This window comes from Salmonella sp. SAL04162 (genome assembly GCF_046551535.1).
Classification (GTDB): Bacteria; Pseudomonadota; Gammaproteobacteria; order Enterobacterales; family Enterobacteriaceae; genus Salmonella; species Salmonella enterica.
In genome coordinates, this window is record NZ_JBGDVX010000007.1 from 227029 (window position 1) to 253702 (window position 26674).

The window sequence follows — 26674 nt, forward strand, 5'->3', positions numbered from 1 at the left end:
ATAAAAATGTAGCAAAGAGGCCGTTTGTGCCTGAAAAGATGAACATTCTGCGTAGCGCGATTTGCGCAACAGGAATAGACTGGAGTCGACACTCTACACAAAGATGCGAAAGGTTTTTTATGACACAACAGCCACAAGCCAAATACCGCTATGACTATCGCGCGCCGGATTACCAGATTACTGATATTGACTTGACCTTTGACCTCGATGCCGAAAAAACCGTGGTCACCGCAATAAGCCAGGCTGTTCGTCATGGCGCGCCTGATGCGCCTCTTCGCCTTGATGGGGAAGATTTAACGCTGGTATCTATCCACGTCAACGATGCGCCGTGGACAGCATATAAAGAAGAAGAGGGCGCGCTTATCATCAGCGACCTGCCAGAGCGTTTTACGTTACGCATTGTCAACGAGATAAGTCCGGCGGCGAATACGGCGCTGGAAGGATTGTACCAGTCCGGCGATGCGCTCTGTACCCAGTGTGAAGCGGAAGGCTTCCGCCATATTACCTGGTATCTTGACCGCCCGGACGTACTGGCGCGATTTACCACCAAAATTATTGCCGATAAAAGCAAATATCCGTTCCTGCTTTCCAATGGCAACCGTGTTGCGCAGGGTGAACTGGAGAATGGCCGTCACTGGGTTCAGTGGCAAGATCCGTTCCCGAAACCGTGTTATCTGTTTGCGCTGGTGGCCGGTGATTTTGACGTGCTGCGCGATACCTTTACCACCCGCTCCGGGCGTGAAGTCGCGTTAGAACTGTACGTTGACCGCGGCAATCTGGATCGCGCGCCGTGGGCAATGATTTCGCTGAAAAATTCCATGAAATGGGATGAAACGCGTTTTGGGCTCGAATATGACCTCGACATCTATATGATTGTCGCGGTGGATTTCTTTAATATGGGCGCGATGGAAAATAAAGGTCTCAATATCTTTAACTCCAAATACGTGCTGGCGCGAACCGATACCGCGACGGATAAAGATTATCTCGATATTGAGCGCGTGATAGGCCATGAGTATTTCCACAACTGGACCGGCAACCGCGTCACCTGCCGCGACTGGTTCCAGTTGAGCCTGAAAGAGGGGCTAACCGTGTTCCGCGATCAGGAGTTTAGCTCTGATTTGGGGTCACGCGCGGTGAACCGCATCAGTAACGTGCGTACCATGCGCGGTTTACAATTCGCGGAAGACGCCAGCCCGATGGCGCATCCTATCCGCCCGGATAAAGTAATCGAAATGAATAACTTCTACACCCTCACCGTTTATGAAAAGGGTGCGGAAGTCATTCGCATGATCCACACGTTGCTGGGTGAGGAAAATTTCCAGAAGGGGATGCAGCTTTATTTTGAGCGCCATGACGGCAGCGCCGCGACGTGTGATGACTTCGTACAGGCGATGGAAGATGCTTCTAATGTCGATTTGTCCCATTTCCGCCGCTGGTACAGTCAGTCCGGCACGCCGATTGTAACGGTAAAAGATGATTATAATCCGGAAACCGAGCAGTACACGTTGACCATCAGCCAGCGCACTCCGGCGACGGCGGATCAGGCGGAGAAGCAGCCGCTGCATATTCCATTCGCCATTGAACTGTACGATAACGAAGGCAACGTCATTCCGTTGCAAAAAGGCGGTCATCCGGTCAATGCCGTGCTGAACGTCACGCAGGCGGAGCAGACATTTACCTTCGATAATGTCTACTTTCAGCCTGTTCCGGCCTTGCTGTGCGAGTTTTCAGCGCCGGTGAAACTGGAATATAAATGGAGCGATCAGCAGTTGACGTTCCTGATGCGCCATGCGCGCAATGATTTCTCCCGTTGGGATGCGGCGCAAAGCCTGCTGGCCACATACATTAAACTGAATGTGGCGCGTCATCAGCAGGGGCAACCGCTATCGCTTCCGGTGCATGTCGCTGATGCGTTCCGCGCAGTACTGTTGGATGAGAAAATCGATCCGGCGTTGGCCGCAGAAATTTTAACGCTGCCTTCGGCCAATGAAATTGCAGAGCTGTTTGAGGTCATCGACCCGATCGCCATTGCGCAAGTTCGTGAAGCGCTAACGCGTACGCTGGCGGCAGAACTGGCGGATGAGTTCCTGGCTATCTATAACGCCAATCATCTGGATGAGTATCGTGTTGATCACGGCGATATCGGTAAGCGCACGCTGCGCAATGCTTGCCTGCGCTTCCTGGCGTTCGGCGAGACGGAGCTGGCTAATACGCTGGTCAGCAAACAGTATCGCGACGCCAATAATATGACCGATGCGCTGGCGGCCCTGTCTGCTGCGGTGGCGGCGCAGTTGCCGTGCCGCGATACGCTGATGCAGGAGTATGACGATAAGTGGCATCAGGACGGCCTGGTGATGGATAAATGGTTTATCCTGCAATCCACAAGCCCGGCGGAAAATGTACTGGAAACCGTACGCGGCCTGCTCAAACACCGTTCTTTCAGTATGAGCAACCCGAACCGCATCCGTTCATTAATTGGCGCGTTTGCTGGCAGCAACCCGGCGGCGTTCCATGCGCAAGACGGTAGCGGATACCAGTTCCTGGTCGAGATGCTGACCGATCTGAATAGCCGTAACCCGCAGGTAGCATCTCGCCTCATTGAACCGCTGATTCGTCTGAAACGTTATGATGATAAGCGTCAGGAGAAAATGCGCGCGGCGCTGGAGCAGTTAAAAGGGCTGGAGAATCTTTCCGGCGATCTGTACGAGAAGATAACTAAAGCGTTAGCCTGACAGTATCCGCTATAAAGAGGTAAGACATGCCCGGTAAGCGTTAGCGCTGCCGGGCATTTTTTTGCCGGACGATGACGCTCGCTGGCGAAACGTGAAGTGAGAATGAAGGAAAACGATTGCTATTTATTGCCGTAGGTCAATTCCCTTTTGCTTTGTTATCGCCCATAATACGCCCCCGGTTTGCACACCGGGAATCCAGGAGAGTTCATGTACTATCCCTTCGTTCGTAAAGCCCTTTTCCAGCTCGATCCAGAGCGCGCTCATGAATTTACATTTCAACAATTACGCCGCATTACAGGTACGCCGCTGGAAGCGCTGGTGCGCCAGAAAGTACCGACAAAGCCGGTTACCTGCATGGGACTTACCTTTAAAAATCCACTGGGGCTGGCTGCCGGTCTGGATAAAGACGGGGAGTGCATCGACGCGTTAGGCGCGATGGGGTTTGGCTCCCTGGAAATCGGCACCGTGACGCCGCGCCCACAGCCGGGTAACGATAAGCCGCGTCTTTTTCGTCTGGTGGATGCTGAAGGTCTGATCAATCGGATGGGCTTTAATAATCTGGGCGTCGATAACCTGGTCGAGAATGTTAAAAAAGCCCATTTTGATGGTATTCTGGGAATTAACATCGGTAAAAATAAAGATACGCCTGTCGAAAATGGCAAAGATGACTACCTGATTTGTATGGAAAAAGTCTATGCTTATGCGGGTTATATCGCCATTAATATTTCTTCGCCGAATACGCCAGGGCTACGTACGCTCCAGTATGGCGATGCGCTGGACGATCTGTTAACTGCCATTAAAAATAAGCAAAACGATCTTCAGGCGATCCATCATAAATATGTGCCGGTGGCAGTAAAGATCGCGCCGGATCTTTGTGAAGAAGAATTGATCCAGGTTGCCGATAGCCTGCTTCGTCATAATATTGATGGGGTGATTGCGACAAATACCACCCTCGATCGTTCTCTGGTACAAGGAATGAAAAATTGCCAGCAAACGGGGGGATTAAGTGGCCGGCCATTACAATTAAAAAGCACAGAAATTATTCGCCGTTTATCCCAGGAGTTAAAAGGACAATTGCCTATTATCGGCGTCGGCGGCATTGACTCAGTTATCGCCGCGCGCGAGAAGATAGCGGCAGGAGCTACGCTGGTACAAATTTATTCCGGCTTTATTTTTAAAGGCCCGCCATTGATTAAAGAAATCGTAACGCATATCTAAACTTTACCCTTTATCAGACAACCAGGGCTTTATTTCCAGCGCTGGTTGTTTTATATTTCTCCACTGTTGCTTATTTAGACATTTTAGGCTTTTATTATTGGGGTAATAAACGAAGCGGCGAAAGGACAATGCTGTTACGAGTTGCTTAAAAGCGGGAGAGAGGCCAATGCGAATTAAACCTGACGATAACTGGCGCTGGTATTATGATGAAGAGCACGATCGTATGATGCTCGATCTCGCCAATGGTATGCTTTTTCGCTCGCGCTTCTCTCGTAAAATGCTTACGCCGGACGCGTTTTGCCCGACCGGTTTTTGTGTGGATGATGCCGCGCTCTATTTTTCCTTTGAAGAAAAATGCCGGGATTTCGAATTAACTAAAGAGCAACGCGCGGAGCTGGTGTTGAATGCGCTGGTGGCGATTCGCTATCTCAAACCGCAGATGCCAAAAAGCTGGCATTTTGTGGCGCATGGCGAAATGTGGACCCCGGGAACGGGCGATGCCGCAAGCGTCTGGTTAAGCGATACGGCGGAACAGGTTAATTTGCTGGTCGTTGAGCCGGGAGAAAATGCCGCGTTGTGTCTGCTGGCCCAGCCGGGCGTGGTGATAGCAGGCCGAACCATGCAGCTTGGCGATGCGATTAAAATTATGAACGACAGGCTGAAACCGCAGGTTCACTGTCACAGTTTCAGCCTTGAACAAGCGGTTTAATTTTCCAGTCGTAACGCGGTCTTAGGCACGCAGCTACAGCTCAGAATCGTACCATCGTCACCCATAGCCGATTTTTTCAGCGGACTTACTTCGCCTTCCAGCAAACGTATCCGGCAGCAACCACAGATACCTGCCCGGCAAGAATACGGAATACGAATTCCCTGATTCTCCAACTGTTCCAGTAGTACCTGTTGATTATTCCCGCAGAAGGTTTGCCCCTGCCAGTCGATGGTTACACTCGCGTCCGGGTGTTTATCTGGCGTAACGCTGTCGTCGACCGTTGTGGCGCCATAAGCTTTTGCCGGAGCTGTCGCCAGAATCTCCACTTCATCGCCGACGCGAACGACGCCGCTATTGCGGGCAATCAGATTCTGACCGAAATCCACATCGCCATTGTCCTGGGCGGTACGAAAAGCTTGCAGTGTCGCCAGCGGTTCTCCGGAAGGATGTTTTTGCCCCTTTTCAGGGCTGACGGTTGTAAAAATACAGCGGCTACAGGGCTTCACGACGTCAAAAATCACATCGCCAATGCGAAGCACTTTCCAGCTATCTTCCTCCCAGGCCGCTACGCCGGAAACCACTAAGTTTGGGCGGAATTGTTCCATTTGTACGCCTGCCGGACAACGCTGTTGCAGATCGCGCAGCGAGGCTTCGTTGGTCAATAAATACGGGTAGCCATCGGCAAATCCCAGCGGCACCGCGTTATGCCGTTTAACCCGGCGCGTCAACTGCGGCCCAACCCAGCGCAACTGGACATCGCGGGAGAAAAAGCCGCTCAACCATTGATTAATCGCCGTCGGGGCGACGCGAGCGGTAAAATGGTTTCCCCAGACCTCGGTCGGCGCATCCTGCAGGGTGAAATCCGTAAAGCGAACCAGCGCGCTACTGCCGTCTGGCGCGGTCAAATGAAGGCCGTCGTGTAAGGGGGAGGGGGTAAAACGTACCATTTGTGGAAACTGGCGGGCGGTGATAAATGTGCCGTCAGGCTCGGTTATCATGAAGATGCGATCAAAAGCCAGGCCGCTGATATCTGCCAGCGCATGAGTCAGACCAATGCCGCGCATGGATTTGACCGGATGAATAAAGAGCCGTGATAACGTCGCCACCGTACAGTCCCTCAAATGAAAATAAGCCTTCAACTTTATGACATGGGCGTGAGATTAGCTATAATGCGCAACAATTTTCTTAGCGTAAAAGTGACAATATGAATTCTCTGTTTGCCAGTACGGCCCGCGGGCTGGAAGAGCTGTTAAAAACTGAACTGGAAAAACTGGGCGCCGTAGGGTGTCAGGTTGTTCAGGGTGGGGTCCATTTTCAGGGCGACACGCGGCTTATTTACCAGAGCCTGATGTGGAGCCGCCTGGCCTCGCGTATTATCCTGCCGATGGGTGAGTGCAAGGTCTACAGCGATCTCGATCTTTACCTCGGCGTTCAGGCGATAAACTGGACAGAGATTTTTAATCCTGGCGCGACGTTTGCGGTGCATTTCAGCGGCCTGAACGACACCATCCGTAATAGTCAGTATGGCGCGATGAAAGTTAAAGACGCGATTGTCGATGCATTTACGCGGAAAAATCTTCCGCGTCCAAATGTGGACCGCGAATCACCGGACCTCCGTATTAACGTCTGGCTGAATAAAGAAACTGCCAGCATTGCGCTGGATCTCAGTGGTGATGGCCTGCACCTGCGCGGTTATCGCGATCGCACCGGGCTGGCGCCAATTAAAGAGACGCTGGCGGCAGCGATTGTTATGCGTTCCGGCTGGCAACCAGGTACGCCGCTGCTCGACCCTATGTGTGGTTCGGGGACACTATTGATTGAGGCCGCGATGTGGGCGACCGATCGCGCGCCGGGCCTGCACCGTGGTCACTGGGGATTTAGCGGCTGGGCGCAGCATGACGAGGCTATCTGGCAGGAAGTGAAAGCCGAAGCGCAGACCCGGGCGCGTAAGGGACTGGCGGAGTATTCCTCTCATTTCTACGGTTCCGACAGCGATGCGCGCGTCATTGAGCGGGCGCGCAGCAACGCCCGTCGCGCCGGTATCGGCGAGCTTATCACCTTTGAAGTGAAAGATGTGGCGCAACTGAGTAATCCATTGCCGAAAGGCCCGTATGGTACGGTGATCAGTAACCCGCCTTACGGCGAACGTCTGGACAGCGAACCGGCGCTGATTGCGTTGCACAGTCTGCTGGGCCGTACCATGAAAAATCAGTTTGGCGGCTGGAACCTGTCGCTGTTCAGCGCTTCGCCCGATTTGCTGGGCAGCCTGCAATTACGTGCCGACAAACAGTTTAAAGCCAAGAATGGCCCGCTGGACTGCGTGCAGAAAAACTATCATATTGCGGAAACCACGGCGGACAGTAAACCGGCGACGGTGGCGGAAGATTACGCTAATCGCCTGCGTAAAAATCTTAAAAAGCTGGAGAAATGGGCGCGCCAGGAAGGGATTGAATGCTATCGCTTGTATGATGCCGACCTGCCGGAATATAACGTGGCGGTAGACCGTTACGGCGACTGGGCAGTGATTCAGGAATATGCGCCGCCGAAAACGGTGGATGCGCAAAAAGCGCGGCAACGTCTGTTCGATATTATTGCGGCAACCTTGTCAGTGCTCGGTATTCCGCCGAATAAACTGGTGTTAAAAACCCGTGAACGACAAAAAGGAAAAAACCAGTATCAGAAAATGAGCGAGAAGGGCGAGTTCCTTGAGGTCAGCGAATATAATGCGCGCTTATGGGTAAATCTGACGGATTATCTCGACACCGGTCTGTTCCTCGATCACCGTATTGCCCGCAGAATGCTGGGAGAAATGAGCAAAGGCAAAGATTTCCTGAATCTCTTTTCTTATACCGGCAGCGCCAGCGTACATGCGGGGCTGGGCGGCGCGCGCAGCACCACAACGGTGGATATGTCCCGCACCTATCTGGAGTGGGCCGAACGTAATTTGCGTCTGAACGGACTGAGTGGCCGCGCGCATCGCCTGATTCAGGCCGACTGCCTGGGCTGGCTGCGCGAGGCGAATGAACAGTTCGATTTGATCTTTATCGATCCGCCAACGTTCTCTAACTCAAAACGTATGGAAGAGTCGTTTGATGTTCAGCGCGATCATGTTGCGTTAATGAAAGATTTAAAACGCCTGCTGCGTAAAGGCGGCACCATCATGTTCTCAAATAATAAGCGCGGATTCCGTATGGATCTGGAAGGGCTGGCTGAGCTGGGGCTTACCGCACAAGAAATTACGCAAAAAACGCTTTCCCCGGATTTTGCCCGTAACCGTCAGATTCATAACTGTTGGCTGATCCGCGCCGCCTGAAAGGAAAAGTAAATGTCATTAATCAGTATGCATGGCGCATGGCTGTCGTTCAGCGACGCGCCGCTTCTCGATAACGCAGAGTTGCATATCGAAGATAACGAACGCGTCTGTCTGGTGGGGCGTAACGGCGCCGGGAAATCCACCTTGATGAAGATCCTCAACCGCGAACAGGGTCTGGACGATGGGCGTATTATTTATGAGCAGGATCTGATCGTCGCGCGTCTGCAACAGGACCCGCCCCGTAATATTGCGGGCAGCGTCTATGACTTTGTCGCCGAAGGTATCGAAGAACAAGCGGAATACCTCAAGCGCTATCATGAGATTTCCCGTCTGGTGATGACCGATCCCAGCGAGAAAAACCTCAATGAAATGGCGCGCGTACAGGAACAGCTCGATCATCATAATCTGTGGCAGCTGGAAAACCGTATTAATGAAGTGCTGGCGCAGCTTGGACTCGATCCTAACGCCGCGCTGTCGTCGCTCTCCGGCGGCTGGCTGCGTAAAGCCGCGCTGGGTCGGGCGCTGGTCAGCAATCCGCGCGTATTGTTACTGGATGAACCGACTAACCATCTGGATATCGAAACTATCGACTGGCTGGAAGGGTTTCTGAAAACCTTTAACGGAACGATTATTTTTATCTCTCACGATCGTTCGTTTATTCGCAATATGGCGACCCGCATTGTCGATCTCGATCGTGGCAAACTTGTCACCTATCCGGGAAATTACGATCAATACCTGCTGGAGAAAGAAGAAGCGCTGCGCGTAGAAGAATTACAAAACGCGGAATTTGATCGCAAACTGGCGCAGGAAGAAGTCTGGATTCGCCAGGGTATCAAGGCGCGCCGCACCCGTAATGAAGGGCGCGTGCGGGCGTTAAAAGCGATGCGTCGTGAACGCAGCGAGCGCCGGGAAGTGATGGGCACGGCGAAGATGCAGGTCGAAGAGGCGACGCGCTCCGGTAAAATCGTTTTTGAGATGGAGAATGTCGATTACCAGGTAGAAGGAAAACAACTGGTAAAAGATTTCTCCGCTCAGGTGCAGCGCGGCGACAAGATTGCGTTAATTGGCCCGAACGGCTGCGGTAAAACCACGCTACTGAAACTGATGCTGGGACAGCTTCAGGCTGACAGCGGGCGCATCCACGTAGGAACGAAGCTGGAAGTCGCCTACTTCGATCAGCATCGCGCCGAACTGGATCCGGAAAAAACCGTGATGGATAACCTTGCGGAAGGCAAGCAAGAGGTGATGGTAAACGGTAAGCCGCGCCATGTACTGGGCTATTTGCAGGACTTCCTGTTTCATCCCAAACGGGCGATGACGCCCGTTCGCGCGCTTTCTGGCGGCGAACGTAACCGTCTGCTGCTGGCGCGACTGTTCCTCAAGCCGAGCAATCTTTTAATTCTCGATGAACCAACGAACGATCTTGACGTCGAAACGCTGGAACTATTAGAAGAATTAATTGATGGCTATCAGGGCACGGTACTACTGGTCAGCCACGATCGGCAATTTGTCGATAATACAGTGACGGAATGCTGGATTTTCGAGGGCGGCGGCAAAATCGGACGTTATATCGGCGGCTACCATGATGCGCGTGCGCAGCAAGAGCAGCATCTGGCGACGAAACAGCCGATGGCGAAAAAAAATGAGGAAGTTATTGCCCCTAAAGCAGAAATTGTAAAACGTGGCAGTAGCAAACTAAGCTATAAACTGCAGCGCGAGCTGGAGCTGTTACCCGGTCAGCTTGAAGACCTGGAAGCGAAGCTGGAAGCGCTACAGGCGCAGGTTGCGGATGCGGCCTTTTTTAGCCAACCCCATGAGCAAACGCAAAAAGTTCTGGCCGATTTAAGTCAGGCGGAGCAAGAACTTGAGCAAGCCTTCGAACGTTGGGAGTATCTTGAAGGCCTGAAAAACGGGGCATAACGAAAGGAGCGCCTATGTGTGAACATCACCATGCTGCGAAGCACATATTGTGCCCGCAATGCGACATGCTGGTGGCTTTACCCCGCCTCTCGCATGGGCAAAAAGCAGCATGTCCACGATGCGGCGCAACGTTAACGACCGAGTGGGACGCGCCCCGGCAGCGTCCTACCGCCTATGCGTTAGCGGCACTATTTATGTTGCTGCTTTCTAACCTTTTTCCCTTCGTGAATATGAATGTCGCGGGCGTCACCAGCGAAGTCACGCTTCTGGAAATCCCCGGCGTCATGTTTTCTGAAGATTACGCCAGCCTCGGCACGTTCTTTTTATTATTTGTCCAACTGGTGCCGGCATTTTGCCTGGTGACCATTCTATTACTTGTCAACCGCGCCAATCTGCCGTTGTCGGTAAAAAAAACGCTGGCAAGGATCTTTTTCCTCCTCAAATCGTGGGGAATGGCGGAAATATTTCTCGCCGGGGTGTTGGTCAGTTTTGTTAAGCTGATGGCCTACGGCGATATCGGCATCGGCAGCAGTTTTATTCCCTGGTGCTTATTTTGTCTCGTTCAACTGCGGGCGTTCCAGTGTGTCGATCGCCGCTGGTTGTGGGATGATATCGCCCCGCAGCCTGCACTGGCGCAGCCGTTAACGCCGGGGATTACCGGTATCCGGCAGTCTTTGCGTTCTTGCGCCTGCTGCACGGCGATCCTGCCTGCGGAGAGTCTCGTCTGTCCGCGTTGCCATACGAAAGGCTATGTCCGGCGTAAAAACAGTTTGCAGTGGACGCTGGCGTTATTATTTACCTCGATCATGCTTTATCTGCCCGCCAATATTTTGCCGATTATGATTACCGACTTACTGGGCTCTAAAATGCCGTCGACCATTCTGGCTGGCGTGATTTTGCTGTGGAGCGAGGGGTCTTATCCGGTGGCGGCGGTTATCTTTCTCGCCAGTATTATGGTGCCGACGCTAAAAATGATCGCTATTGCCTGGCTTTGTTGGGATGCGAAGGGCCACGGTAAGCGCGACAGTGAACGGATGCATTTTATTTATGAAGTAGTGGAGTTTGTGGGGCGCTGGTCAATGATTGATGTCTTTGTCATTGCCGTACTCTCTGCGCTGGTGCGTATGGGAGGGTTAATGAATATTTATCCTGCGATGGGTGCGTTGATGTTTGCTTTAGTCGTCATAATGACAATGTTTTCTGCGATGACCTTTGATCCGCGTCTGTCGTGGGATCGTGAATACGAACCAGGCCATGAGGAGTCCTGATAGCATGGAACCTAAAAAAGGGGAAGCCAAAGTACAAAAGGTGAAAAATTGGTCGCCTGTCTGGATATTCCCGATTGTTACTGCGCTTATCGGAGCCTGGATTCTGTTTTATCACTACAGCCACCAGGGGCCGGAAGTTACCTTAATTACCACCAATGCGGAAGGTATTGAAGGCGGAAAAACGACGATCAAAAGTCGCAGCGTGGATGTTGGCGTGGTTGAAAGCGCGACGCTGACTGACGATCTGACCCATGTACAAATCAAAGCGCGGCTTCATTCCGGTATGGAAAAGTTGCTGCATAAAGACTCGGTATTTTGGGTCGTAAAACCGCAGGTGGGGCGTGAAGGCATCAGCGGGCTTGGGACGCTGCTATCAGGCGCGTATATTGAACTACAACCAGGAAGTAAGGGCAGTCAGCCGGAAAGCTATCAGCTTCTTGACTCACCGCCGTTGGCGCCGCCCGATGCCAAAGGTATTCGTGTGATTCTGGACAGCAAAAAGGCCGGTCAGCTCAGTCCTGGCGATCCCGTTCTGTTCCGGGGCTATCGGGTAGGATCCGTTGAAACCAGCTCTTTCGATCCGCAAAAACGGACAATGAGTTATCAGTTGTTCATTAAGGCACCAAACGATCGATTGGTTACCAGTAATGTCCGATTCTGGAAAGATAGCGGTATCGCTGTGGATCTGACATCGGCGGGAATGCGCGTGGAAATGGGATCGTTGACGACATTGTTTGGCGGCGGCGTGAGTTTTGATGTGCCGGAAGGACTTGAGCAGGGGCAACCTGTCGCCGAAAAAACGGCGTTTAATCTCTACGACGATCAAAAAAGTATTCAGGATTCGCTGTACACCGATCATATCGATTACCTGATGTTCTTTAAAGATTCGGTGCGCGGATTACAACCTGGCGCGCCGCTGGAGTTCCGCGGTATTCGTCTGGGGACGGTAAGCAAAGTGCCTTTCTTTGCGTCTAAAATGCGCCAGGTATTTAACGATGATTACCGTATTCCTGTGCTGGTGCGCATTGAACCGGAGCGTCTGAAAGCGCAACTGGGAGAAAATGCGGATGTTGCCGCGCATTTGGCGGAACTGCTTAAGCGCGGTCTGCGTGCATCGCTTAAAACCGGTAATCTGGTGACCGGAGCGCTGTATGTCGATCTGGACTTTTATCCTAAGGAACCGCCGATTACCGGGCTACGCGAATTTGATGGTTATGAAATTATTCCCACCGTCAGCAGCGGCCTGGCGCAAATTCAACAGCGACTGGTGGAAACGTTGGATAAGATCAACAACCTGCCGCTGAATCCGATGATTGAACAAGCGACCAATACGTTGTCTGAAAGCCAGCGTACTATGCGTCGGCTGCAAACCACGCTGGATAATATGAACAAGATTACCTCCAGTCAGTCGATGCAGCAGCTTCCGGCGGATATGCAAACGACGTTACGCGAACTTAACCGCAGTATGCAAGGCTTCCAGCCTGGATCGGCGGCGTATAACAAAATGGTGGCGGATATGCAGCGTCTCGATCAGGTGCTTCGTGAGTTACAACCGGTGTTGAAAACTCTGAACGAGAAGAGCAACGCGCTGGTATTTGAAGCGAAGGATAAAAAAGATCCTGAGCCTAAGAGGGCGAAACAATGAAAAAATGGCTAGTCGTGATAATGGCGTTCTGGCTGGCGTCATGTAGCTCCGGCGGAGAGAATAAAAGCTATTATCAGCTCCCGATAGCGCAAAGCGGTGTGCAAAGCACCGCAAGCCAGGGCAACCGTCTCTTATGGGTAGAGCAGGTTTCCGTACCTGACTATCTGGCAGGTAACGGCGTGGTGTATCAAACCAGTGATGTTCAGTATGTGATTGCCAATAACAATCTGTGGGCCAGCCCGCTGGATCAGCAATTGCGTAACACGCTGGTGGCGAATCTTAGCGCCCGGCTTCCTGGCTGGGTCGTCGCTTCCCAGCCGTTGGGAACCACCCAGGATACGTTAAACGTTACCGTAACCGGATTCCATGGACGTTACGATGGTAAGGTTATCGTCAGCGGGGAGTGGCTATTAAACCACAACGGACAACTGATTAAGCGGCCTTTCCATATCGAAGCCAGCCAGCAGAAAGATGGCTATGATGAGATGGTCAAAGTACTGGCAAGCGCATGGAGTCAGGAAGCAGCCGCTATCGCAGATGAGATAAAGCGCCTTCCCTGAGATAAAAGTAATGTAAATTTAACCGCTTCAGGTCGTGCGCCTGAGGCGGTTTTTTTATTTTTGACGCCGGAAAAATAGTTGTTATGGCTCACATTTTTTGTACAAATGATTTACCGTATAGCTCACAAATATGACATTGGTGTGAATTTTGCGCATTGACGGGCGATCCATTTAGAGGTATTCGTGTAGTGTGATTGCACATTTTGTAATCACTGTTTTCTTTTCCACCAGATACAAATATGAGGGAAACGAGGCATGAAGAGACAAAAACGAGATCGCCTGGAACGGGCACATCAACGTGGATATCAGGCCGGCATCGCCGGACGATCAAAAGAAATGTGTCCCTATCAGACGCTGAATCAACGGTCATACTGGTTGGGAGGTTGGCGACAAGCCATGGAGGACAGGGCGGTAATGGCCTGATTCTGTCTCTTTAGAAAAAGAAACCTCCGCAGTGCGGAGGTTTCGCCTTTATTGGTTTTGCAAGCATGATACCGATAGCGCGGAATATCAATTCAACACTTAGAACGCGGAAGTATCCTGGAACAAACCGACTTTCAAATCGTGTGCGGTATAGATCAGACGACCATCCACCAGAACCTCACCGTCCGCCAGGCCCATGATCAGGCGACGGTTTACGATACGTTTGAAATGAATGCGATAGGTGACTTTCCTGGCTGTCGGCAGAACCTGGCCGGTAAATTTCACTTCGCCCACGCCCAGAGCGCGGCCTTTGCCTTCGCCGCCCAACCAGCCCAGGTAGAATCCCACCAATTGCCACATAGCATCCAGACCCAGACAACCGGGCATCACCGGATCGCCGATAAAGTGGCATCCGAAGAACCATAGATCCGGATTGATATCCAGCTCGGCTTCGACATAGCCTTTGTCGAAATTGCCGCCCGTTTCGGTCATCTTAACGACGCGGTCCATCATCAGCATGTTCGGCGCAGGGAGTTGCGGCCCTTTAGCGCCAAACAGTTCACCACGACCAGAGGCAAGAAGGTCTTCTTTTGTATAGGATTCGCGTTTATCTACCATGTTTTATGTAAACCTTATTTTATTGAAGCACGCAGGATAGCTAACACGTGTACGCTGAACAAGTCCGATCAGTTCGGAATAAAAGCGTTCAGCCAACGTAATGGCCACGGGAAACGATGACGGCCTTCCTGTTGCGTCGCCTGCGCGATACGCTCCTGGATAGTCTGCATCAACGTCGTTTGACCTTCGCCATCCCACACCAGATTTAACAGTAGCGGTAAGGCGTCGGTCACGTCGTCTACCGCCCAGATAGTGAACTTCTCTTCTTTAACCGCTTGCAGCAGTTCAGATTTAAGACTGAGATGGCGGACATTGGCGGCAGGGATAATCACGCCCTGTTTACCGTTTAATTCCCGCTGCTCGCAGATGGCGAAGAAACCTTCAATTTTTTCGTTTAGCCCGCCCACCGGTTGCGCGCGACCAAACTGATCGACCGAGCCGGTAATCGCAATGTTTTGATTCACTGGCACATTGGCCAGCGCGCTGATAAGCGCACATAATTCCGCCATTGAGGCGCTATCGCCATCCACTTCGCTGTAGGATTGCTCAAAGGTTAACGAGGCAGAGAAGGGAATTTGTTGCTCCAGCTGCAACTCCGACATCAGGAAGGCCTGCATAATCATCATTCCCTTAGCGTGGATATTTCCGCCAAGTTCGGCCTTGCGCTCAATATCGTTAAATTCGCCATCGCCGATATGCACAACACAGCTAATTCGCGACGGTTCGCCAAAGGCGCGCGGATGCCCGGGAAACTCAATGACGGAAAGCGCATTGATTTGTCCAACGCGTTCGCCTTCGGTTTCAATCAGGATCTGCTCTTGCAGAATCTCATCCTGCATCCGTTCCGCCAGAAAGCCTTCTCGCCATTCGCGTCGGGCAAGCATCAGACTGAGCGCTTCTGCGCCGCAGGTATCGCCTTCGCATAAAGGCGATGCCTCCTTAAACTGGCGGGCTATCCACAGTGGGCAAAGAGGCAGCGTATCCTGTTCGCCGGTATAGCGCACAGCCTCGCGTATCAGGACGGGCCAGGCGTCTGGTGCCGGAGGGGGCAAATTATCGCGTAAAGCGATACGCGTCACCCATTGACACCATAGGGTCATAGCTTCTGCGTCCGCTATCTGTAAATTGTCTTCAAATTCACTGTAGATAGCCTGTTCCGCGAGCTCCGGTTCCATTTCCTGAAAATCAGCCAGTGATTCACGTTCGCCAACTAGAATCACCTTCAGTTTGAGCGGCATTGATGGCACGGAGACCGGTAATGGACGCGACTCGTCAAACGCCACCCAGTCAAAACGCTCGCGGCTAACGATGGCTTTCAGACGCATCCATAGCAACGGCTGCGCCAGAAGGGTTCGTAAGGAAATAATCAGCACGCCGCCGTTCGCCTGATGAACCAGTCCCGGCTGCAGGGTAATGTCGCCGTTATACTGCCGCAGGCAACCAAAGAGCTGTTCGGCTTCGACCCAGTCCGCGCTGACGACTTGTGTGACGGTGGCAAAGTTGTCTTGCGCATTCTGCGCGGCGCGGTAATGAACAGTATGCCCGGAAACGTCATAATGTCCGCCGGTTAATTGTCCGGCATCGGTTTGCAGAGCGCGGACGGCATCTGAAAGTAAAGTGAGATACTCTTGCTCTTCAGGCGCTTTAGTCAGCATAAAAGAGGATGAACTCCACGGCTGAATAAGCTGCTCAAGCGCAAATTGCAGTCGTGGCTGAGTATCACTGAGTAAGGTGTCGTTTTCGTCAGTCGCGTGTGGCTGTGCAAATATCTCCTGATAGCTTTCGCTATCCGGAACCAGATCACGCCATGCAAGTTTCGTAATGGTCAAAGTTGAGGTTTTTTAGTCTGTTGTAAAAGGGGGGATTATAGCCTAACCCGTCACGCTGCACACGCGGAAAGCGAATGCAAAGTAATATGAAGACGTGTAACCATTCACAGGTTCGAGATTCTTTTCTTCAGATGGCTAAAAAACTGATATTCTGATAACAGTTACACGGTAACATTGGGATCACAATGAAATATCAACAACTTGAAAATCTTGAAAGCGGTTGGAAATGGAAATATCTGGTGAAAAAGCACCGCGAAGGGGAGTTGATCACCCGCTACGTGGAAGCCAGTGCTGCCCAGGAAGCCGTCAATTTGTTGTTGGCCCTCGAAAATGAACCGGTGCGGGTAAATGTCTGGATAGACAGGCATATGAATCCTGCCTTGCTTAATCGGATGAAACAAACCATTCGGGCAAGACGCAAACGACACTTCAATGCGGAACATCAGCATACGCGCAAAAAATCTATCGATTTAGAGTTTATGGTCTGGCAGCGTCTGGCAGGCCTTGCGCAGCGACGCGGTAAAACATTATCCGAAACGATAGTGCAACTGATAGAAGACGCGGAGCATAAAGAGAAATATGCCACGCAAATGACCACGTTAAAGCAGGATTTACAGGCGTTATTAGGCAAGAAGTAACGCTGAAAGGCGTTGTCATCCAGACCAGAGCAAAAAACCCCGCGACGCGGGGTTTTTTATCAGACGGAAACTTAAGCCTGCGGCTGAGTTACCACGTCTTTAACGCCTTTAACTTCGATCTCTACGCGACGATCCGGAGCCAGGCAATCGATCAGGGCAGCGCGAGGTTTCACGTTGTCACAGGTGTTGCCGGTAACCGGGTTAGATTCGCCCATACCACGTGCGGAGATTTTGTCAGACGGAATACCTTTGGAGATCAGGTAATCAACAACAGACTGAGCACGTTTCTCGGACAGACCCTGGTTGTAAGCGTCAGAACCGATACGGTCAGTGAAGCCAAGAACGACGACGGAACCGTCTTTCGGATCCAGGTTGCTCAGCTGGCTGTACAGCTGATCCAGAGCCTGCTGGCCTTCTGGTTTCAGAGTTGCTTTGTTGAAGTTGAACAGTACGTCAGACTTCAGAGTGAAGTGCTTGGTCTGTACTTCCGGAGCCGGAGCCGGTGCCGGAGCTACTACCGGAGCAGCTTCTTGCTGGCCGAAACGGTAGGAAACACCTACGCTCAGCAGGCCGTTGTCCGGACGGGTGCCGATGGTGTTGGCATCACCGATGTTGTTAGTCCACTGGTATTCCAGACGGGTTGCGATTTCAGGGGTGATGGCATACTCGATACCGCCCGCGAATACCGGGGAAACGCCGGTGTCGTGGTCTTTAGTAGACGCGCCGCCAGGGACGTTAGACTTGGTGTCTGCACGCCATACCATACCACCCAGACGGGTATAAACGTCCAGATCGTCAGTGATTGGATAACCCAGTTTAGCGGTCAACTGAACGCCCTGAGCTTTATAAGCGCCATTGATGTTGTCGCCTTTGTACGGCATACGGCCTAACCAGTCGTAGCCCATTTCAAAGCCAACGTACGGGTTAACCTGGTAACCACCAAAAGCACCTGCGCCCAGTTGGTTTTCATGAGTCGGGCCATCATTGTTAATGAAGCCGGTGTCATGGTACTGAGACCAGCCCAGTTTAGCACCAGCGTACCAGGTGTTATCTTTCGGAGCGGCCTGCGCTACGGTAGCGAAACCAGCCAGTGCCACTGCAATCGCGATAGCTGTCTTTTTCATTTTTTGCGCCTCGTTATCATCCAAAATACGCCATGAATATCTCCAACGAGATAACACGGTTAAATCCTTCACCGGGGGATCTGCTCAATAGTTACTCTACCGATATCTACGGCTTATGCTGAGCACCCCTGGCGATGTAAAGTCTACAACGTAGTTGGAAACTTACAAGTGTGAACTCCGTCAGACATGTGAAAAAAACATGATGGATATACACATCATTTAACAGTTTCAGATGATAAATCGTACAGCAAAAATTGCGGAAACCGCTTCTGGCAAGCTTTCTCGCAAAAAAAACGTTACCACTCAAAGGAGATGCGTTCGCGTAAAAAAAAGTCCAGGATAAATCCTAATTTTACTTAATGATACAAATTAGAGTGAATTTTTAGCCCGGAATGCTGTCTCCTGGGTAAAGCGTGCGCACGTACAGGGCGCATGATAAACCCTACCGCATTACCTACCTTCGCTGCTTCAACCAGGCTGGCATGTTCTTCTTCTGTCAGTTCTTCAGTCATCCAACCAATTACCACGCTGTAATTTCCTGTACGCAAAGCGCGGATCATCGACTCCAGCGTATGACGAGGCGCAAGCTGGCTAATTTGCATCACTTTCGTTAATGGCAAACCTGAAGACTGTACCCACTCTCGGCTGAGCTTTTGCTGTGGCGTGAGCCAGAGCTGCCAGCGTGATTGTTGGCCTAACTGACGGAGTAAAGGCAAAAGCAGGAGCTGCGCCATCATGGGCTGGTCTTCGTGGTAGACAACTTCACTGACCAGTCCTGCCGCGGCATTTTCCGTAGCGGTGCGCGCAGCGTTGTGGGTAGTGGTAGGAAATGACGAAGAACGATTTGCATAACCTGAAGTGTACATAATCAATCCAGCCCTGTGAGTTACTGTATATTCATACAGTACCCCTGTGGCGATGAAAGATCAACTCTATTTTCGGAAACTGTCTCGCAATTTTTATTCTTAGTGGCGTCAAAAATAAAAATCATCTTGCTCGCGGAGTATAAGTTGCCTATTTTCGTCATTAACGGATCCGTTACTGCAAATCATTCTTTTACTTTATGATTTAAAAGGAATTTTATGAGAGCACTCTCTTATGACAGGATCTATAAATCGCAAGAATATTTGGCCTCTTTGGGGACGATCCAGTATCGATCTTTATTCGGTAGCTATAGTCTGACCGTGGAGGATACCGTCTTTGCGATGGTGGCTAATGGCGAGCTTTATCTCCGCGCCTGTGAAGAAAGCGTACCCTACTGTGTGAAGCATCCTCCCGCCTGGCTCATGTTTATGAAATGTGGACGTCCCGTTATGCTCAACTATTACCGGGTGGATGAAAGCCTGTGGCGCGATCAGCAGCAGCTGGTACGTTTATCGAAGTATTCTCTTGACGCGGCAATGAAGGAAAAACACAGCCGTATTTTACAGCACAGACTCAAAGATCTCCCCAATATGACCTTCCATCTGGAAACATTGCTCAATGAGTCAGGGATAAAGGACGAAAATATGTTACGCATACTGGGCGCGAAAATGTGCTGGCTAAGGTTGCGACAAAGCAATCCCTTGCTGACGGTGAAAGTTTTGTATGCCCTGGAAGGCGCAATTGTCGGCGTACATGAAGCGGCGCTCCCGGCGAGTCGTCGCCAGGAGCTTGCCGACTGGGCTCATTCGCTTACGGCTGGGTAATTAATGTAGAAGTCGGCGGTGAAATTTGCCGTTGCAAGCGTCCAATCTCGGGCAGTAAGGCAATGAGCAAACCAATTTGTTGAACAACCAGAGGTTCTTTGCTGTCCGGACGTGTTTCCAGCGACTGAACTCGCTGCTTTAAACCCTCCAGCGCCTGGTGTACGCGCTGTTCGTCTTCAGGTTGATGATGAAGCGCATCATCAACGTAGCAGACCGCGTCATCCAGAAGCCCCAACACGTCCGGATTACTGAGCTTTTCGCGGTGCGCGCCGAGGGCGGAGATATAGCTGGTAAAAGTGTGATTGAGGCAAAGCAGCCTGAACGCCGCCTCCCGGGTTTCAGCCGTGACGTCGGGTTCGCTCGACATATTAGAAACCACGGATGCCAGTTCTGCATCGCGGTTGTGCGCGTCGCGTCTGGCAATGCGATAGGCCAGGCGGTTATCCCGTCCCTGGTGATATTGCTCAAGGATCGCATCAAGGTAGCGGCAATTAGCATCGGTGGCGCGCTGGAGTACCCGGGGAAGGTTGCGAAAGCGCCAGTCCGGCCAAATAAAGCTGACCGCAGCCCAGGCGATAGCGCAGCCAATTAACGTGTCGACGACGCGCGGTAACGCTACCTCAAAGCCTTCGCCCAGGAGGTTAAAGCAGAGTAATACCAGCAGGGTGATGAACATCGTCGCATGGGCATACTGCACATTACGGAATGCGAAGAAAAGCACGCCGGTAATCACCAGCAGAACTAACTGTCCTTCAAGCGAAGGGACAAACCATAAAATCGGCAGGCCGATCGCAACGCCTACCAACGTACCGATAATCCTGAGCGCAAGGCGATGGCGGGTCGCGTTATAGTTAGGCTGACAAACGAACAGGCTGGTGAGCAATATCCAGTACCCGTGGCGCATCCCGGTAATTTGGATGAGAGCATAACCGATGCACAATACCAGCGACATGCGTACCGCATGGCGAAAGAGAGCGGACTCCGGGGTAAAATTACGGCTCAGACGCAGCCAGATGTCGCTAAACCCGTGCAGGCTATCATCAGCCAACTGGTTTTCTGACTCATTGCGCGGCATTGCTTGGGCCTGCTCCGACTCGATCGTCGCCAGTTGCGCATCAATGGCGCGTAGGTTGGTTAATAAGAACCCAAGCGTATTTAACAGCTCTAAAGAAGCGCCGCTGGCGCGCATACGTTCAAGCGCGGCGTCAATGTGGGTAAAGGCGCGTTCAAAACGCGGATCATGCTGGTACGGCGTACGCAGTAAGATACAGCGCGCCAGCTGCGTACAGGCCTGCGCCTGCATCGACATCAGACGTTGAAAGCGGAACATGACGTCGCTATGGCGAAAATAATCGCGCAGCGTCTGGTATTGAATATGCGAAGAACTGGCGCGTTCATGAATATCCTGCGCCACAAAATAGTAATGGAGGGTGCGGCGCGTACCGCGTTGACCGCGATCGCCGCGCAGGCGAGTCAACAACGACACTTTCGTTTGGTTCAGCGTCGCCATTAACTGCCCGTTCGCTAACGCTAAATCATAGAGCGGCGCCTGGCTTTCATCTTCAATATCAGGATCAAACAGACGTGATTTCAGTTCCAGATAGTGCGCTAACTGTTCGTAACTGCGTGCCAGATTATCCTGCAACGGACGGATCGGAAATAGCAGATGCCCGGTTAGCGTCAGTAGGTTATACCATACTGCGCCTGCCAGCAGGAGCAGTGGTTGCTGATACCAGTGCGCATATAAAGAGGTACCCAGCATCGTATAGATGGCAATGAGTAACGCGCCGAACGCGATGGTGGCATAGCGTTGCCCTAGTCCTCCCAACAGAATAAACCCGCTGGTGGATAACGTTAAGCCCAACGCAAATAGCCACGGCCAGGGAAAGAGCAGCTCAACAGAAGCCGACGCGATAAAAAAGCAAATTAAGGTAATGATTAAATTACGCAAGCGTCCGGCAAGGCGGTCGTCGAGATCGGTTAGCGCCGCGGCAACCATACCGAGCGTGAGCGGGATGGTCAGTTTGACGTCGCCCAGCCACCAGGGCAGGGCGGTGGTGCCGCACAGAGCGATAAAAATGCGGATGTAATACAGCCAGGTACTGTTCCAGGTATAACGGCGAATCAACGGACTTAACATAAAGGCTATTTGTCCCGATCATTCAAAACGGCGGCGCGCGTTAGCTTCTCGCGCGGCGCGAGCGGTTTCTACAGAGACGACGCGGCGACCGACAGGCCAAAGCGCAATCGCGGCAATTTTAAAGTTCGCAATACCGACAGGTATCCCGATGATAGTGACACACTGCGCGATACCGGAGGCAATGTGCATCAGGCATAGCCACCAGCCGAAAAAAAGTAACCAGAAAATATTCAGCAAGGTACCGCCAGTATTCATTAATACGCTTTTCGCCGCCGGATTAAGTTCGTCAACGTGAATGGCTTCATTACCGTAAGGGAACAGGGACAGTTTGGTTATCTCCCAGCAGGAGCGGGTCAACGGCAGGGTAAAAATAAGCACAATACTGACCAGCGTCGCCAGCAGCCAGGCCAGCGTAGTGGCAAAGCCGCCCAGTACAAAGTTTAAAATATTCAGAACGGTACGCATAAACCCTCAGTTCATTCCGGTTTTCTATCACTGCGGGCAATTGTAACGTTTTTTTAGACTGGAGCACGTTTTCTCTGGCGGTTACACTGATAAGCACATCTTTACGTCTGGATTCGCTGAGTCATGGAACTGAAAGCAACTTCTCTTGGAAAACGTCTGGCGCAACACCCGTATGATCGTGCCGTGATCCTCAACGCTGGGGTGAAAGTGTCTGGCGACAGGCATGAATATCTTATTCCATTCAATCAGTTATTGGCGATTCACTGTAAGCGTGGGCTGGTATGGGGCGAGCTGGAGTTTGTCCTGCCGGAGGATAAAGTCGTGCGTTTGCACGGTACCGAGTGGTCGGAAACCCAGCAATTCCATCGCTATCTGGACGCGCACTGGCGTCGCTGGAGCCAGGAGATGAGTGATGTCGCCGCGCAGGCATTACAAGAGCAATGGGCGCGTATTAGTGAGCGAACGGGCGAAAACCAATGGCTTACCCGTGAACGCGTTCGGGGGCTGGAACACGAAATTCGCCAGACGTTTGCCGCCTTGCCGCTACCGGTCTCACGTCTGGAGGAGTTTGCTCACTGTCGCGAGATATGGCGTAAGTGTCTGGGCTGGTTACAGGATAGCGAGGGAAGTCGGCAGCAGCATAATCAGGCGTATGCTGATGCCATGCTGGAAGCGCATGCCGACTTTTTTACGCAGATAGAATCCTCTCCGCTTAATCCTTCCCAGGCCAGGGCGGTGGTTAACGGCGAATCATCGTTACTGGTACTGGCGGGCGCGGGAAGCGGCAAGACCTCGGTGCTGGTGGCGCGCGCGGGTTGGCTGTTGGCGCGCGGACAAGCCGATGCGGGGCAAATTCTTTTACTGGCGTTTGGTCGCAAGGCGGCAGAGGAGATGGATGAGCGTATCCGCGAGCGCTTACATACGGAAGAGATTACTGCCCGTACGTTCCATTCGCTGGCGCTGTATATTATTCAGCAAGGCAGTAAAAAAGCGCCGGTTGTCAGTAAGCTGGAAAGTGACGCCACCGCGCGGCATCAGCTATTTCTGCACACCTGGCGTCAGCAGTGTAGCGAGAAAAAAGCGCAGGCCAAAGGCTGGCGTCAGTGGCTGGAAGAGGAGATGCAGTGGGTAGTGCCGGAAGGTAATTTCTGGGACGATGAGACATTACAGCGGCGTCTGGCCCCTCGCCTGGATCGTTGGGTCAGTTTGATGCGTATGCACGGCGGCGCGCAGGCAGAAATGATCGCTGGCGCGCCAGAGGAGTGCCGCGAGCTGTTTGGCAAACGCATTAAGCTGATGGCGCCGCTGCTAAAGGCCTGGAAAAGCGCGTTGAAAGCGGAAAATGCCGTTGATTTCTCCGGGCTGATCCATCAGGCAATGGTGATCCTCGAAAAAGGGCGTTTTATCAGCCCGTGGAAGCATATTCTGGTCGATGAATTTCAGGATATTTCCCCGCAACGGGCGGCGCTGTTAGAGGCGCTGCGCAAGCAGAATAGCCAGACTACGCTGTTTGCCGTTGGCGATGACTGGCAGGCGATTTACCGTTTTAGCGGGGCGCAGCTCTCCTTAACGACGGCGTTTCATCAGACGTTCGGCGAGGGCGAGCATTGCCACCTGGACACCACGTACCGTTTTAACAGTCGGATTGGCGATATTGCCAATCGCTTTGTACAGCAGAATCCGCACCAGCTTAAAAAACCGTTAAATAGTCTGACCCCAGGCGATAAAAAAGCGGTGACGTTATTGGATGAAAGCCAGTTGGACGCGTTACTGGATAAATTATCCGGCTATGCGAAGGAAGATGAACGTATCCTGGTGCTGGCGCGCTATCATCATCTGAAACCCGCGAGTCTACAAAAAGCGGCGACTCGCTGGCCGAAGTTACAGATAGACTTCATGACTATCCATGCCAGCAAAGGCCAACAGGCCGATTACGTGATTCTTGTCGGATTGCAGGAGGGTAACGACGGTTTCCCCGCCCCGGCGCGAGAATCCATTATGGAAAGTGCGCTTCTTCCTCAGGTTGAGGATTTTCCGGACGCTGAAGAGCGGCGTTTGTTATATGTGGCGTTGACGCGCGCGCGTGCGCGGGTCTGGCTGCTTTTCAATAAAGATAATCCCTCGCGCTTTGTGGAGGCGCTTAAACAGCTGGATGTGCCAGTGGCGAGGAAGGCCTAAAGCGCGGGCGGTACAGCATCCCGCCCGCGTAGCGGTTATTTCAGGCGCTCGGCCAGATAACGCGCATAATCCGGAATAAGAATATCTACAGCGTCATTAAAATGCGGGGACTGGATGATAAAGTCCGCCGTTGAGACGTTAGTGGCGACAGGGATATTCCATACGGTGGCCAGACGCAGTAGCGCTTTGACATCGGGGTCGTGCGGTACCGCGTTAAGCGGGTCCCAGAAGAAAATCAACACGTCGATTTTCCCTTCTGAAATGAGTGCGCCAACCTGCTGGTCGCCGCCCATCGGGCCGCTCAGCATCGCATTAACGTCCATACCGGTTGCGCGCTGGATCAGATTCCCCGTGGTGCCGGTTGCATAAAGAACGTGTTTTTCCAGCAACGGCTGATGGCGTTCCACCCAGTTCATTAACATCTGTTTGCAGTGGTCGTGAGCAACCAACGCGATATGTTTGCGCGTCGGCAAGGTGCGAGTCGTCAGTTCCATAATTCGATTCCGTAGTTAACCTGTCTACAGATTACTGGAAGCGCTTGATGCTGCAAGAGAAAGACAAAAAAATTGCGCGCTGGGACAACTCACATCAAGAGGGCGGCTGTTTTTCTGCCCATTGCAGAAAATGATGGCGTGTCTGCGGGTCGGCCAGTCGGAACCAATATTTCAGCCGCTGTTCTGTCAGAGTTTGTGATTGCGGCGGTACGGTATCAAGCTCTGAGACGTCGGAAAGTAATGTGCTGTCGTCTGCCATCATCGTGGCGAACTGAGGAAGCGAGGCGCGTTTCGCCGATTTATTATAACGCTCGGTCTCTATTTCATAATCGACCACTTTAGCCGTAGAAGTAATGGCCAGAATATCGAGTTTTACCGGAATGGGCATGGCGTCGCCGTCCAAAAGCGCCAGACGCGGCGCCGCGTTAAAATGCGAGGCTTCGCGCTCGTTTTCCAGCCGTGGGAGCTGGAAATTGACCTGATTTATCAGTTGGGTATCGAAACTTATCACCAGCGGCGGAGAAATATAAAGCCGCTCTTCATTACCGGGCAGGCGGATGGTTTTTTCCACCCGGAAAACGAGTTGATGCGGCCCGTTTTCCAGTTCGATGCTCTCTGCGCCGCGTAATAAAGAGCTGGACACCTTTTTGCCGTCCAGCACCAGCAGATCAACCTCATTCGACAGACGGAGCGTTGTGGCAAAAACAGTCACCGGCAAACAGAGAGCAAGGAAGGTGGTTAGCGCGCCGGTTTTCATAAGGTTCTCCTGTCCAAAGGCCGTCTGGCTAATAATGTATCGAAATTTTTCTTAGATCATGTTTACTAACATATAGACATATTTTGGCGTTTTGCTCTCATACATCGGTATGGGATGAATGGTTGCTATGTCAGGTTTGTCGTACACTTTGCAAAACAGCCAGGAGAAAGATGATGAAAGAGACCGATATTGCTGATGTATTGACGTCCACTCGCACTATCGCGCTGGTAGGTGCGAGCGATAAACCCGATCGTCCAAGTTATCGGGTAATGAAATACCTGCTTGAGCAGGGTTACCATGTGATTCCGGTTGCGCCAAAAGTCGCGGGTAAGACATTGCTGGGGCAACAGGGGTATGCCACGCTGGCGGACATTCCCGAAAAAGTCGATATGGTGGATGTTTTTCGCAACTCTGAAGCTGCATGGGGCGTCGCACAGGAAGCTATCGCCATCGGCGCAAAAACGCTGTGGCTACAGCTTGGTGTGATCAACGAACAGGCGGCGGTACTGGCGCGGGATGCAGGCATGACCGTGGTGATGGATCGTTGTCCGGCGATTGAGATCCCTCGCCTGGGGCTGGCGAAATAAAAGTTTAAAAGGCCGGATATCGCTCTCCGGCCTTTTAAATACAATCAGTTACGTAGTCGCGGTGCCTGAAGCTGCTTGCGAATGGTTCGCGCCAGTTCATCCATCGATGGCTGTTCTGGATGCTCGTCCCGCATTTCGCTTCGCAACTGGGCCTCGGCCAGATAAGTATGCACTGGCTGACCATCATCATCTTCCATTACCACGTGGTACCACGGAGCGGCGCGAAGTTCGTCGTTAACCGCCAGTTCATCAGGCGACGGCTCATCAAGCGAATATTCCGGGTCGATATCGACGACCACTCCGAGGTAACCTAACAGGGAATGGCGGACCTGTTGGCCGATACCGAATTTGCTGGCTATCATAGTCAC

Annotated in this window: 23 protein-coding genes; 13 read left to right on the forward strand and 10 right to left on the reverse strand. The window is 52.1% G+C overall.

Annotated elements, in window-relative coordinates; translation table 11 throughout:
* Window positions 1-119 precede the first annotated feature (119 nt).
* The 3 genes from pepN to zapC all read left to right on the forward strand — a co-directional run bounded on the left by pepN (window position 120) and on the right by zapC (window position 4659).
* The gene (gene pepN, locus ACLJRH_RS16085; RefSeq protein ID WP_023136396.1) at window positions 120-2732 is read left to right on the forward strand and encodes an aminopeptidase N; all 2613 of its coding nucleotides are present in this window, start codon (window positions 120-122) and stop codon (window positions 2730-2732) included.
* 207 nt (window positions 2733-2939) lie between these two features.
* The gene (gene pyrD / locus ACLJRH_RS16090) at window positions 2940-3950 is read left to right on the forward strand and encodes a quinone-dependent dihydroorotate dehydrogenase (protein ID WP_000291723.1); all 1011 of its coding nucleotides are present in this window, start codon (window positions 2940-2942) and stop codon (window positions 3948-3950) included.
* A gap of 166 nt (window positions 3951-4116) precedes the next feature.
* Window positions 4117-4659, forward strand: coding sequence for a cell division protein ZapC (gene zapC, locus ACLJRH_RS16095; protein WP_001220671.1), 543 nt, complete (start codon window positions 4117-4119; stop codon window positions 4657-4659).
* On the opposite strand, the gene ACLJRH_RS16100 is transcribed toward zapC, so the two are convergent.
* Window positions 4656-5765 (reverse strand): YcbX family protein, encoded by a 1110-nt coding sequence (locus ACLJRH_RS16100; RefSeq protein WP_023136397.1) that lies wholly within the window; start codon window positions 5763-5765, stop codon window positions 4656-4658. The two genes, zapC and ACLJRH_RS16100, sit on opposite strands and share 4 nt — an antisense overlap.
* 98 nt (window positions 5766-5863) lie before the next feature.
* Between ACLJRH_RS16100 and rlmKL the strand changes: the two genes are divergently transcribed.
* From rlmKL to rmf, 6 genes are all read left to right on the forward strand, one after another.
* Window positions 5864-7972 (forward strand): bifunctional 23S rRNA (guanine(2069)-N(7))-methyltransferase RlmK/23S rRNA (guanine(2445)-N(2))-methyltransferase RlmL, encoded by a 2109-nt coding sequence (gene rlmKL / locus ACLJRH_RS16105; protein WP_001086481.1) that lies wholly within the window; start codon window positions 5864-5866, stop codon window positions 7970-7972.
* 12 nt (window positions 7973-7984) lie between these two features.
* Complete coding sequence (locus ACLJRH_RS16110; RefSeq protein ID WP_000053043.1) at window positions 7985-9892, forward strand: ABC transporter ATP-binding protein; 1908 nt, start codon at window positions 7985-7987, stop codon at window positions 9890-9892.
* A gap of 14 nt (window positions 9893-9906) precedes the next feature.
* Entirely contained in the window at window positions 9907-11160 is a 1254-nt protein-coding gene (gene pqiA, locus ACLJRH_RS16115; RefSeq protein ID WP_000333143.1) for a membrane integrity-associated transporter subunit PqiA, read from the forward strand.
* Between the two features lie 4 nt (window positions 11161-11164).
* Window positions 11165-12805, forward strand: a complete 1641-nt coding sequence (pqiB, locus tag ACLJRH_RS16120; protein WP_000433412.1) for an intermembrane transport protein PqiB — start codon at window positions 11165-11167, stop codon at window positions 12803-12805.
* Complete coding sequence (gene pqiC, locus ACLJRH_RS16125; RefSeq protein ID WP_000759136.1) at window positions 12802-13365, forward strand: membrane integrity-associated transporter subunit PqiC; 564 nt, start codon at window positions 12802-12804, stop codon at window positions 13363-13365. Before pqiB ends, pqiC begins: the two co-directional genes overlap by 4 nt.
* 255 nt (window positions 13366-13620) lie before the next feature.
* Window positions 13621-13788: a ribosome modulation factor gene (gene rmf, locus ACLJRH_RS16130; RefSeq protein ID WP_001537784.1), complete on the forward strand. Its 168-nt coding sequence runs from the start codon at window positions 13621-13623 to the stop codon at window positions 13786-13788.
* Window positions 13789-13887: 99 nt separating this feature from the next.
* Here rmf and fabA read toward each other — a convergent pair whose 3' ends face one another.
* Both fabA and ACLJRH_RS16140 read right to left on the reverse strand, forming a co-directional pair.
* Entirely contained in the window at window positions 13888-14406 is a 519-nt protein-coding gene (fabA, locus tag ACLJRH_RS16135) for a bifunctional 3-hydroxydecanoyl-ACP dehydratase/trans-2-decenoyl-ACP isomerase (protein WP_000227928.1), read from the reverse strand.
* Window positions 14407-14474: 68 nt separating this feature from the next.
* Entirely contained in the window at window positions 14475-16235 is a 1761-nt protein-coding gene (locus tag ACLJRH_RS16140) for a Lon protease family protein (protein WP_000156458.1), read from the reverse strand.
* Window positions 16236-16420: 185 nt separating this feature from the next.
* Between ACLJRH_RS16140 and matP the strand changes: the two genes are divergently transcribed.
* Window positions 16421-16873 carry a macrodomain Ter protein MatP gene (gene matP, locus ACLJRH_RS16145; protein WP_000877172.1) on the forward strand — a complete coding sequence of 151 codons (453 nt, stop codon included), beginning with the start codon at window positions 16421-16423 and terminating at the stop codon, window positions 16871-16873.
* Between the two features lie 71 nt (window positions 16874-16944).
* On the opposite strand, the gene ompA is transcribed toward matP, so the two are convergent.
* Window positions 16945-17997: a porin OmpA gene (gene ompA / locus ACLJRH_RS16150; RefSeq protein WP_001562588.1), complete on the reverse strand. Its 1053-nt coding sequence runs from the start codon at window positions 17995-17997 to the stop codon at window positions 16945-16947.
* A 356-nt stretch (window positions 17998-18353) separates the two neighbouring features.
* Window positions 18354-18863, reverse strand: a complete 510-nt coding sequence (gene sulA / locus ACLJRH_RS16155; RefSeq protein WP_000288732.1) for an SOS-induced cell division inhibitor SulA — start codon at window positions 18861-18863, stop codon at window positions 18354-18356.
* 216 nt (window positions 18864-19079) lie between these two features.
* Between sulA and ACLJRH_RS16160 the strand changes: the two genes are divergently transcribed.
* A complete protein-coding gene (locus tag ACLJRH_RS16160) occupies window positions 19080-19685 on the forward strand; it encodes a TfoX/Sxy family DNA transformation protein (RefSeq protein ID WP_001202375.1) in 606 nt (201 codons plus the stop codon).
* Here the strand turns inward: ACLJRH_RS16160 and yccS are convergent.
* Together yccS and ACLJRH_RS16170 are read right to left on the reverse strand one after the other, a co-directional pair.
* Complete coding sequence (gene yccS / locus ACLJRH_RS16165; RefSeq protein ID WP_023137048.1) at window positions 19672-21825, reverse strand: YccS family putative transporter; 2154 nt, start codon at window positions 21823-21825, stop codon at window positions 19672-19674. The two genes, ACLJRH_RS16160 and yccS, sit on opposite strands and share 14 nt — an antisense overlap.
* 18 nt (window positions 21826-21843) lie before the next feature.
* The gene (locus ACLJRH_RS16170) at window positions 21844-22290 is read right to left on the reverse strand and encodes a YccF domain-containing protein (RefSeq protein WP_001261222.1); all 447 of its coding nucleotides are present in this window, start codon (window positions 22288-22290) and stop codon (window positions 21844-21846) included.
* A gap of 123 nt (window positions 22291-22413) precedes the next feature.
* On the opposite strand from ACLJRH_RS16170, the gene helD reads away from it, so the two are divergent.
* Window positions 22414-24468 (forward strand): DNA helicase IV, encoded by a 2055-nt coding sequence (gene helD / locus ACLJRH_RS16175; protein WP_023137047.1) that lies wholly within the window; start codon window positions 22414-22416, stop codon window positions 24466-24468.
* Window positions 24469-24503: 35 nt separating this feature from the next.
* Here helD and mgsA read toward each other — a convergent pair whose 3' ends face one another.
* Window positions 24504-24962: a methylglyoxal synthase gene (gene mgsA / locus ACLJRH_RS16180; protein WP_000424187.1), complete on the reverse strand. Its 459-nt coding sequence runs from the start codon at window positions 24960-24962 to the stop codon at window positions 24504-24506.
* 94 nt (window positions 24963-25056) lie between these two features.
* Entirely contained in the window at window positions 25057-25719 is a 663-nt protein-coding gene (locus ACLJRH_RS16185) for a DUF2057 family protein (RefSeq protein ID WP_000847729.1), read from the reverse strand.
* Between the two features lie 173 nt (window positions 25720-25892).
* Between ACLJRH_RS16185 and ACLJRH_RS16190 the strand changes: the two genes are divergently transcribed.
* A complete protein-coding gene (locus ACLJRH_RS16190) occupies window positions 25893-26306 on the forward strand; it encodes a CoA-binding protein (protein WP_001537782.1) in 414 nt (137 codons plus the stop codon).
* A 44-nt stretch (window positions 26307-26350) separates the two neighbouring features.
* On the opposite strand, the gene hspQ is transcribed toward ACLJRH_RS16190, so the two are convergent.
* Window positions 26351-26668: a heat shock protein HspQ gene (gene hspQ, locus ACLJRH_RS16195; protein WP_000561983.1), complete on the reverse strand. Its 318-nt coding sequence runs from the start codon at window positions 26666-26668 to the stop codon at window positions 26351-26353.
* Between the last annotated feature and the right edge of the window lie 6 nt (window positions 26669-26674).

Excerpts from the sequence above, each read along its gene's own strand:
- ACLJRH_RS16110 (WP_000053043.1), top strand. The coding sequence starts at position 7,985 with ATGTCATTAATCAGTATGCATGGCGCATGGCTGTCGTTCAGCGACGCG.
- ACLJRH_RS16190 (WP_001537782.1), top strand. The coding sequence starts at position 25,893 with ATGAAAGAGACCGATATTGCTGATGTATTGACGTCCACTCGCACTATC.
- rmf (WP_001537784.1), top strand. The coding sequence starts at position 13,621 with ATGAAGAGACAAAAACGAGATCGCCTGGAACGGGCACATCAACGTGGA.
- rlmKL (WP_001086481.1), top strand. The coding sequence starts at position 5,864 with ATGAATTCTCTGTTTGCCAGTACGGCCCGCGGGCTGGAAGAGCTGTTA.
- ACLJRH_RS16185 (WP_000847729.1), bottom strand. The coding sequence starts at position 25,719 with ATGAAAACCGGCGCGCTAACCACCTTCCTTGCTCTCTGTTTGCCGGTG.
- pqiC (WP_000759136.1), top strand. The coding sequence starts at position 12,802 with ATGAAAAAATGGCTAGTCGTGATAATGGCGTTCTGGCTGGCGTCATGT.
- yccS (WP_023137048.1), bottom strand. The coding sequence starts at position 21,825 with ATGTTAAGTCCGTTGATTCGCCGTTATACCTGGAACAGTACCTGGCTG.
- hspQ (WP_000561983.1), bottom strand. The coding sequence starts at position 26,668 with ATGATAGCCAGCAAATTCGGTATCGGCCAACAGGTCCGCCATTCCCTG.
- pqiA (WP_000333143.1), top strand. The coding sequence starts at position 9,907 with ATGTGTGAACATCACCATGCTGCGAAGCACATATTGTGCCCGCAATGC.
- mgsA (WP_000424187.1), bottom strand. The coding sequence starts at position 24,962 with ATGGAACTGACGACTCGCACCTTGCCGACGCGCAAACATATCGCGTTG.
- pqiB (WP_000433412.1), top strand. The coding sequence starts at position 11,165 with ATGGAACCTAAAAAAGGGGAAGCCAAAGTACAAAAGGTGAAAAATTGG.
- fabA (WP_000227928.1), bottom strand. The coding sequence starts at position 14,406 with ATGGTAGATAAACGCGAATCCTATACAAAAGAAGACCTTCTTGCCTCT.
- pepN (WP_023136396.1), top strand. The coding sequence starts at position 120 with ATGACACAACAGCCACAAGCCAAATACCGCTATGACTATCGCGCGCCG.
- matP (WP_000877172.1), top strand. The coding sequence starts at position 16,421 with ATGAAATATCAACAACTTGAAAATCTTGAAAGCGGTTGGAAATGGAAA.
- zapC (WP_001220671.1), top strand. The coding sequence starts at position 4,117 with ATGCGAATTAAACCTGACGATAACTGGCGCTGGTATTATGATGAAGAG.
- ACLJRH_RS16170 (WP_001261222.1), bottom strand. The coding sequence starts at position 22,290 with ATGCGTACCGTTCTGAATATTTTAAACTTTGTACTGGGCGGCTTTGCC.
- sulA (WP_000288732.1), bottom strand. The coding sequence starts at position 18,863 with ATGTACACTTCAGGTTATGCAAATCGTTCTTCGTCATTTCCTACCACT.
- pyrD (WP_000291723.1), top strand. The coding sequence starts at position 2,940 with ATGTACTATCCCTTCGTTCGTAAAGCCCTTTTCCAGCTCGATCCAGAG.
- ACLJRH_RS16160 (WP_001202375.1), top strand. The coding sequence starts at position 19,080 with ATGAGAGCACTCTCTTATGACAGGATCTATAAATCGCAAGAATATTTG.
- ompA (WP_001562588.1), bottom strand. The coding sequence starts at position 17,997 with ATGAAAAAGACAGCTATCGCGATTGCAGTGGCACTGGCTGGTTTCGCT.
- helD (WP_023137047.1), top strand. The coding sequence starts at position 22,414 with ATGGAACTGAAAGCAACTTCTCTTGGAAAACGTCTGGCGCAACACCCG.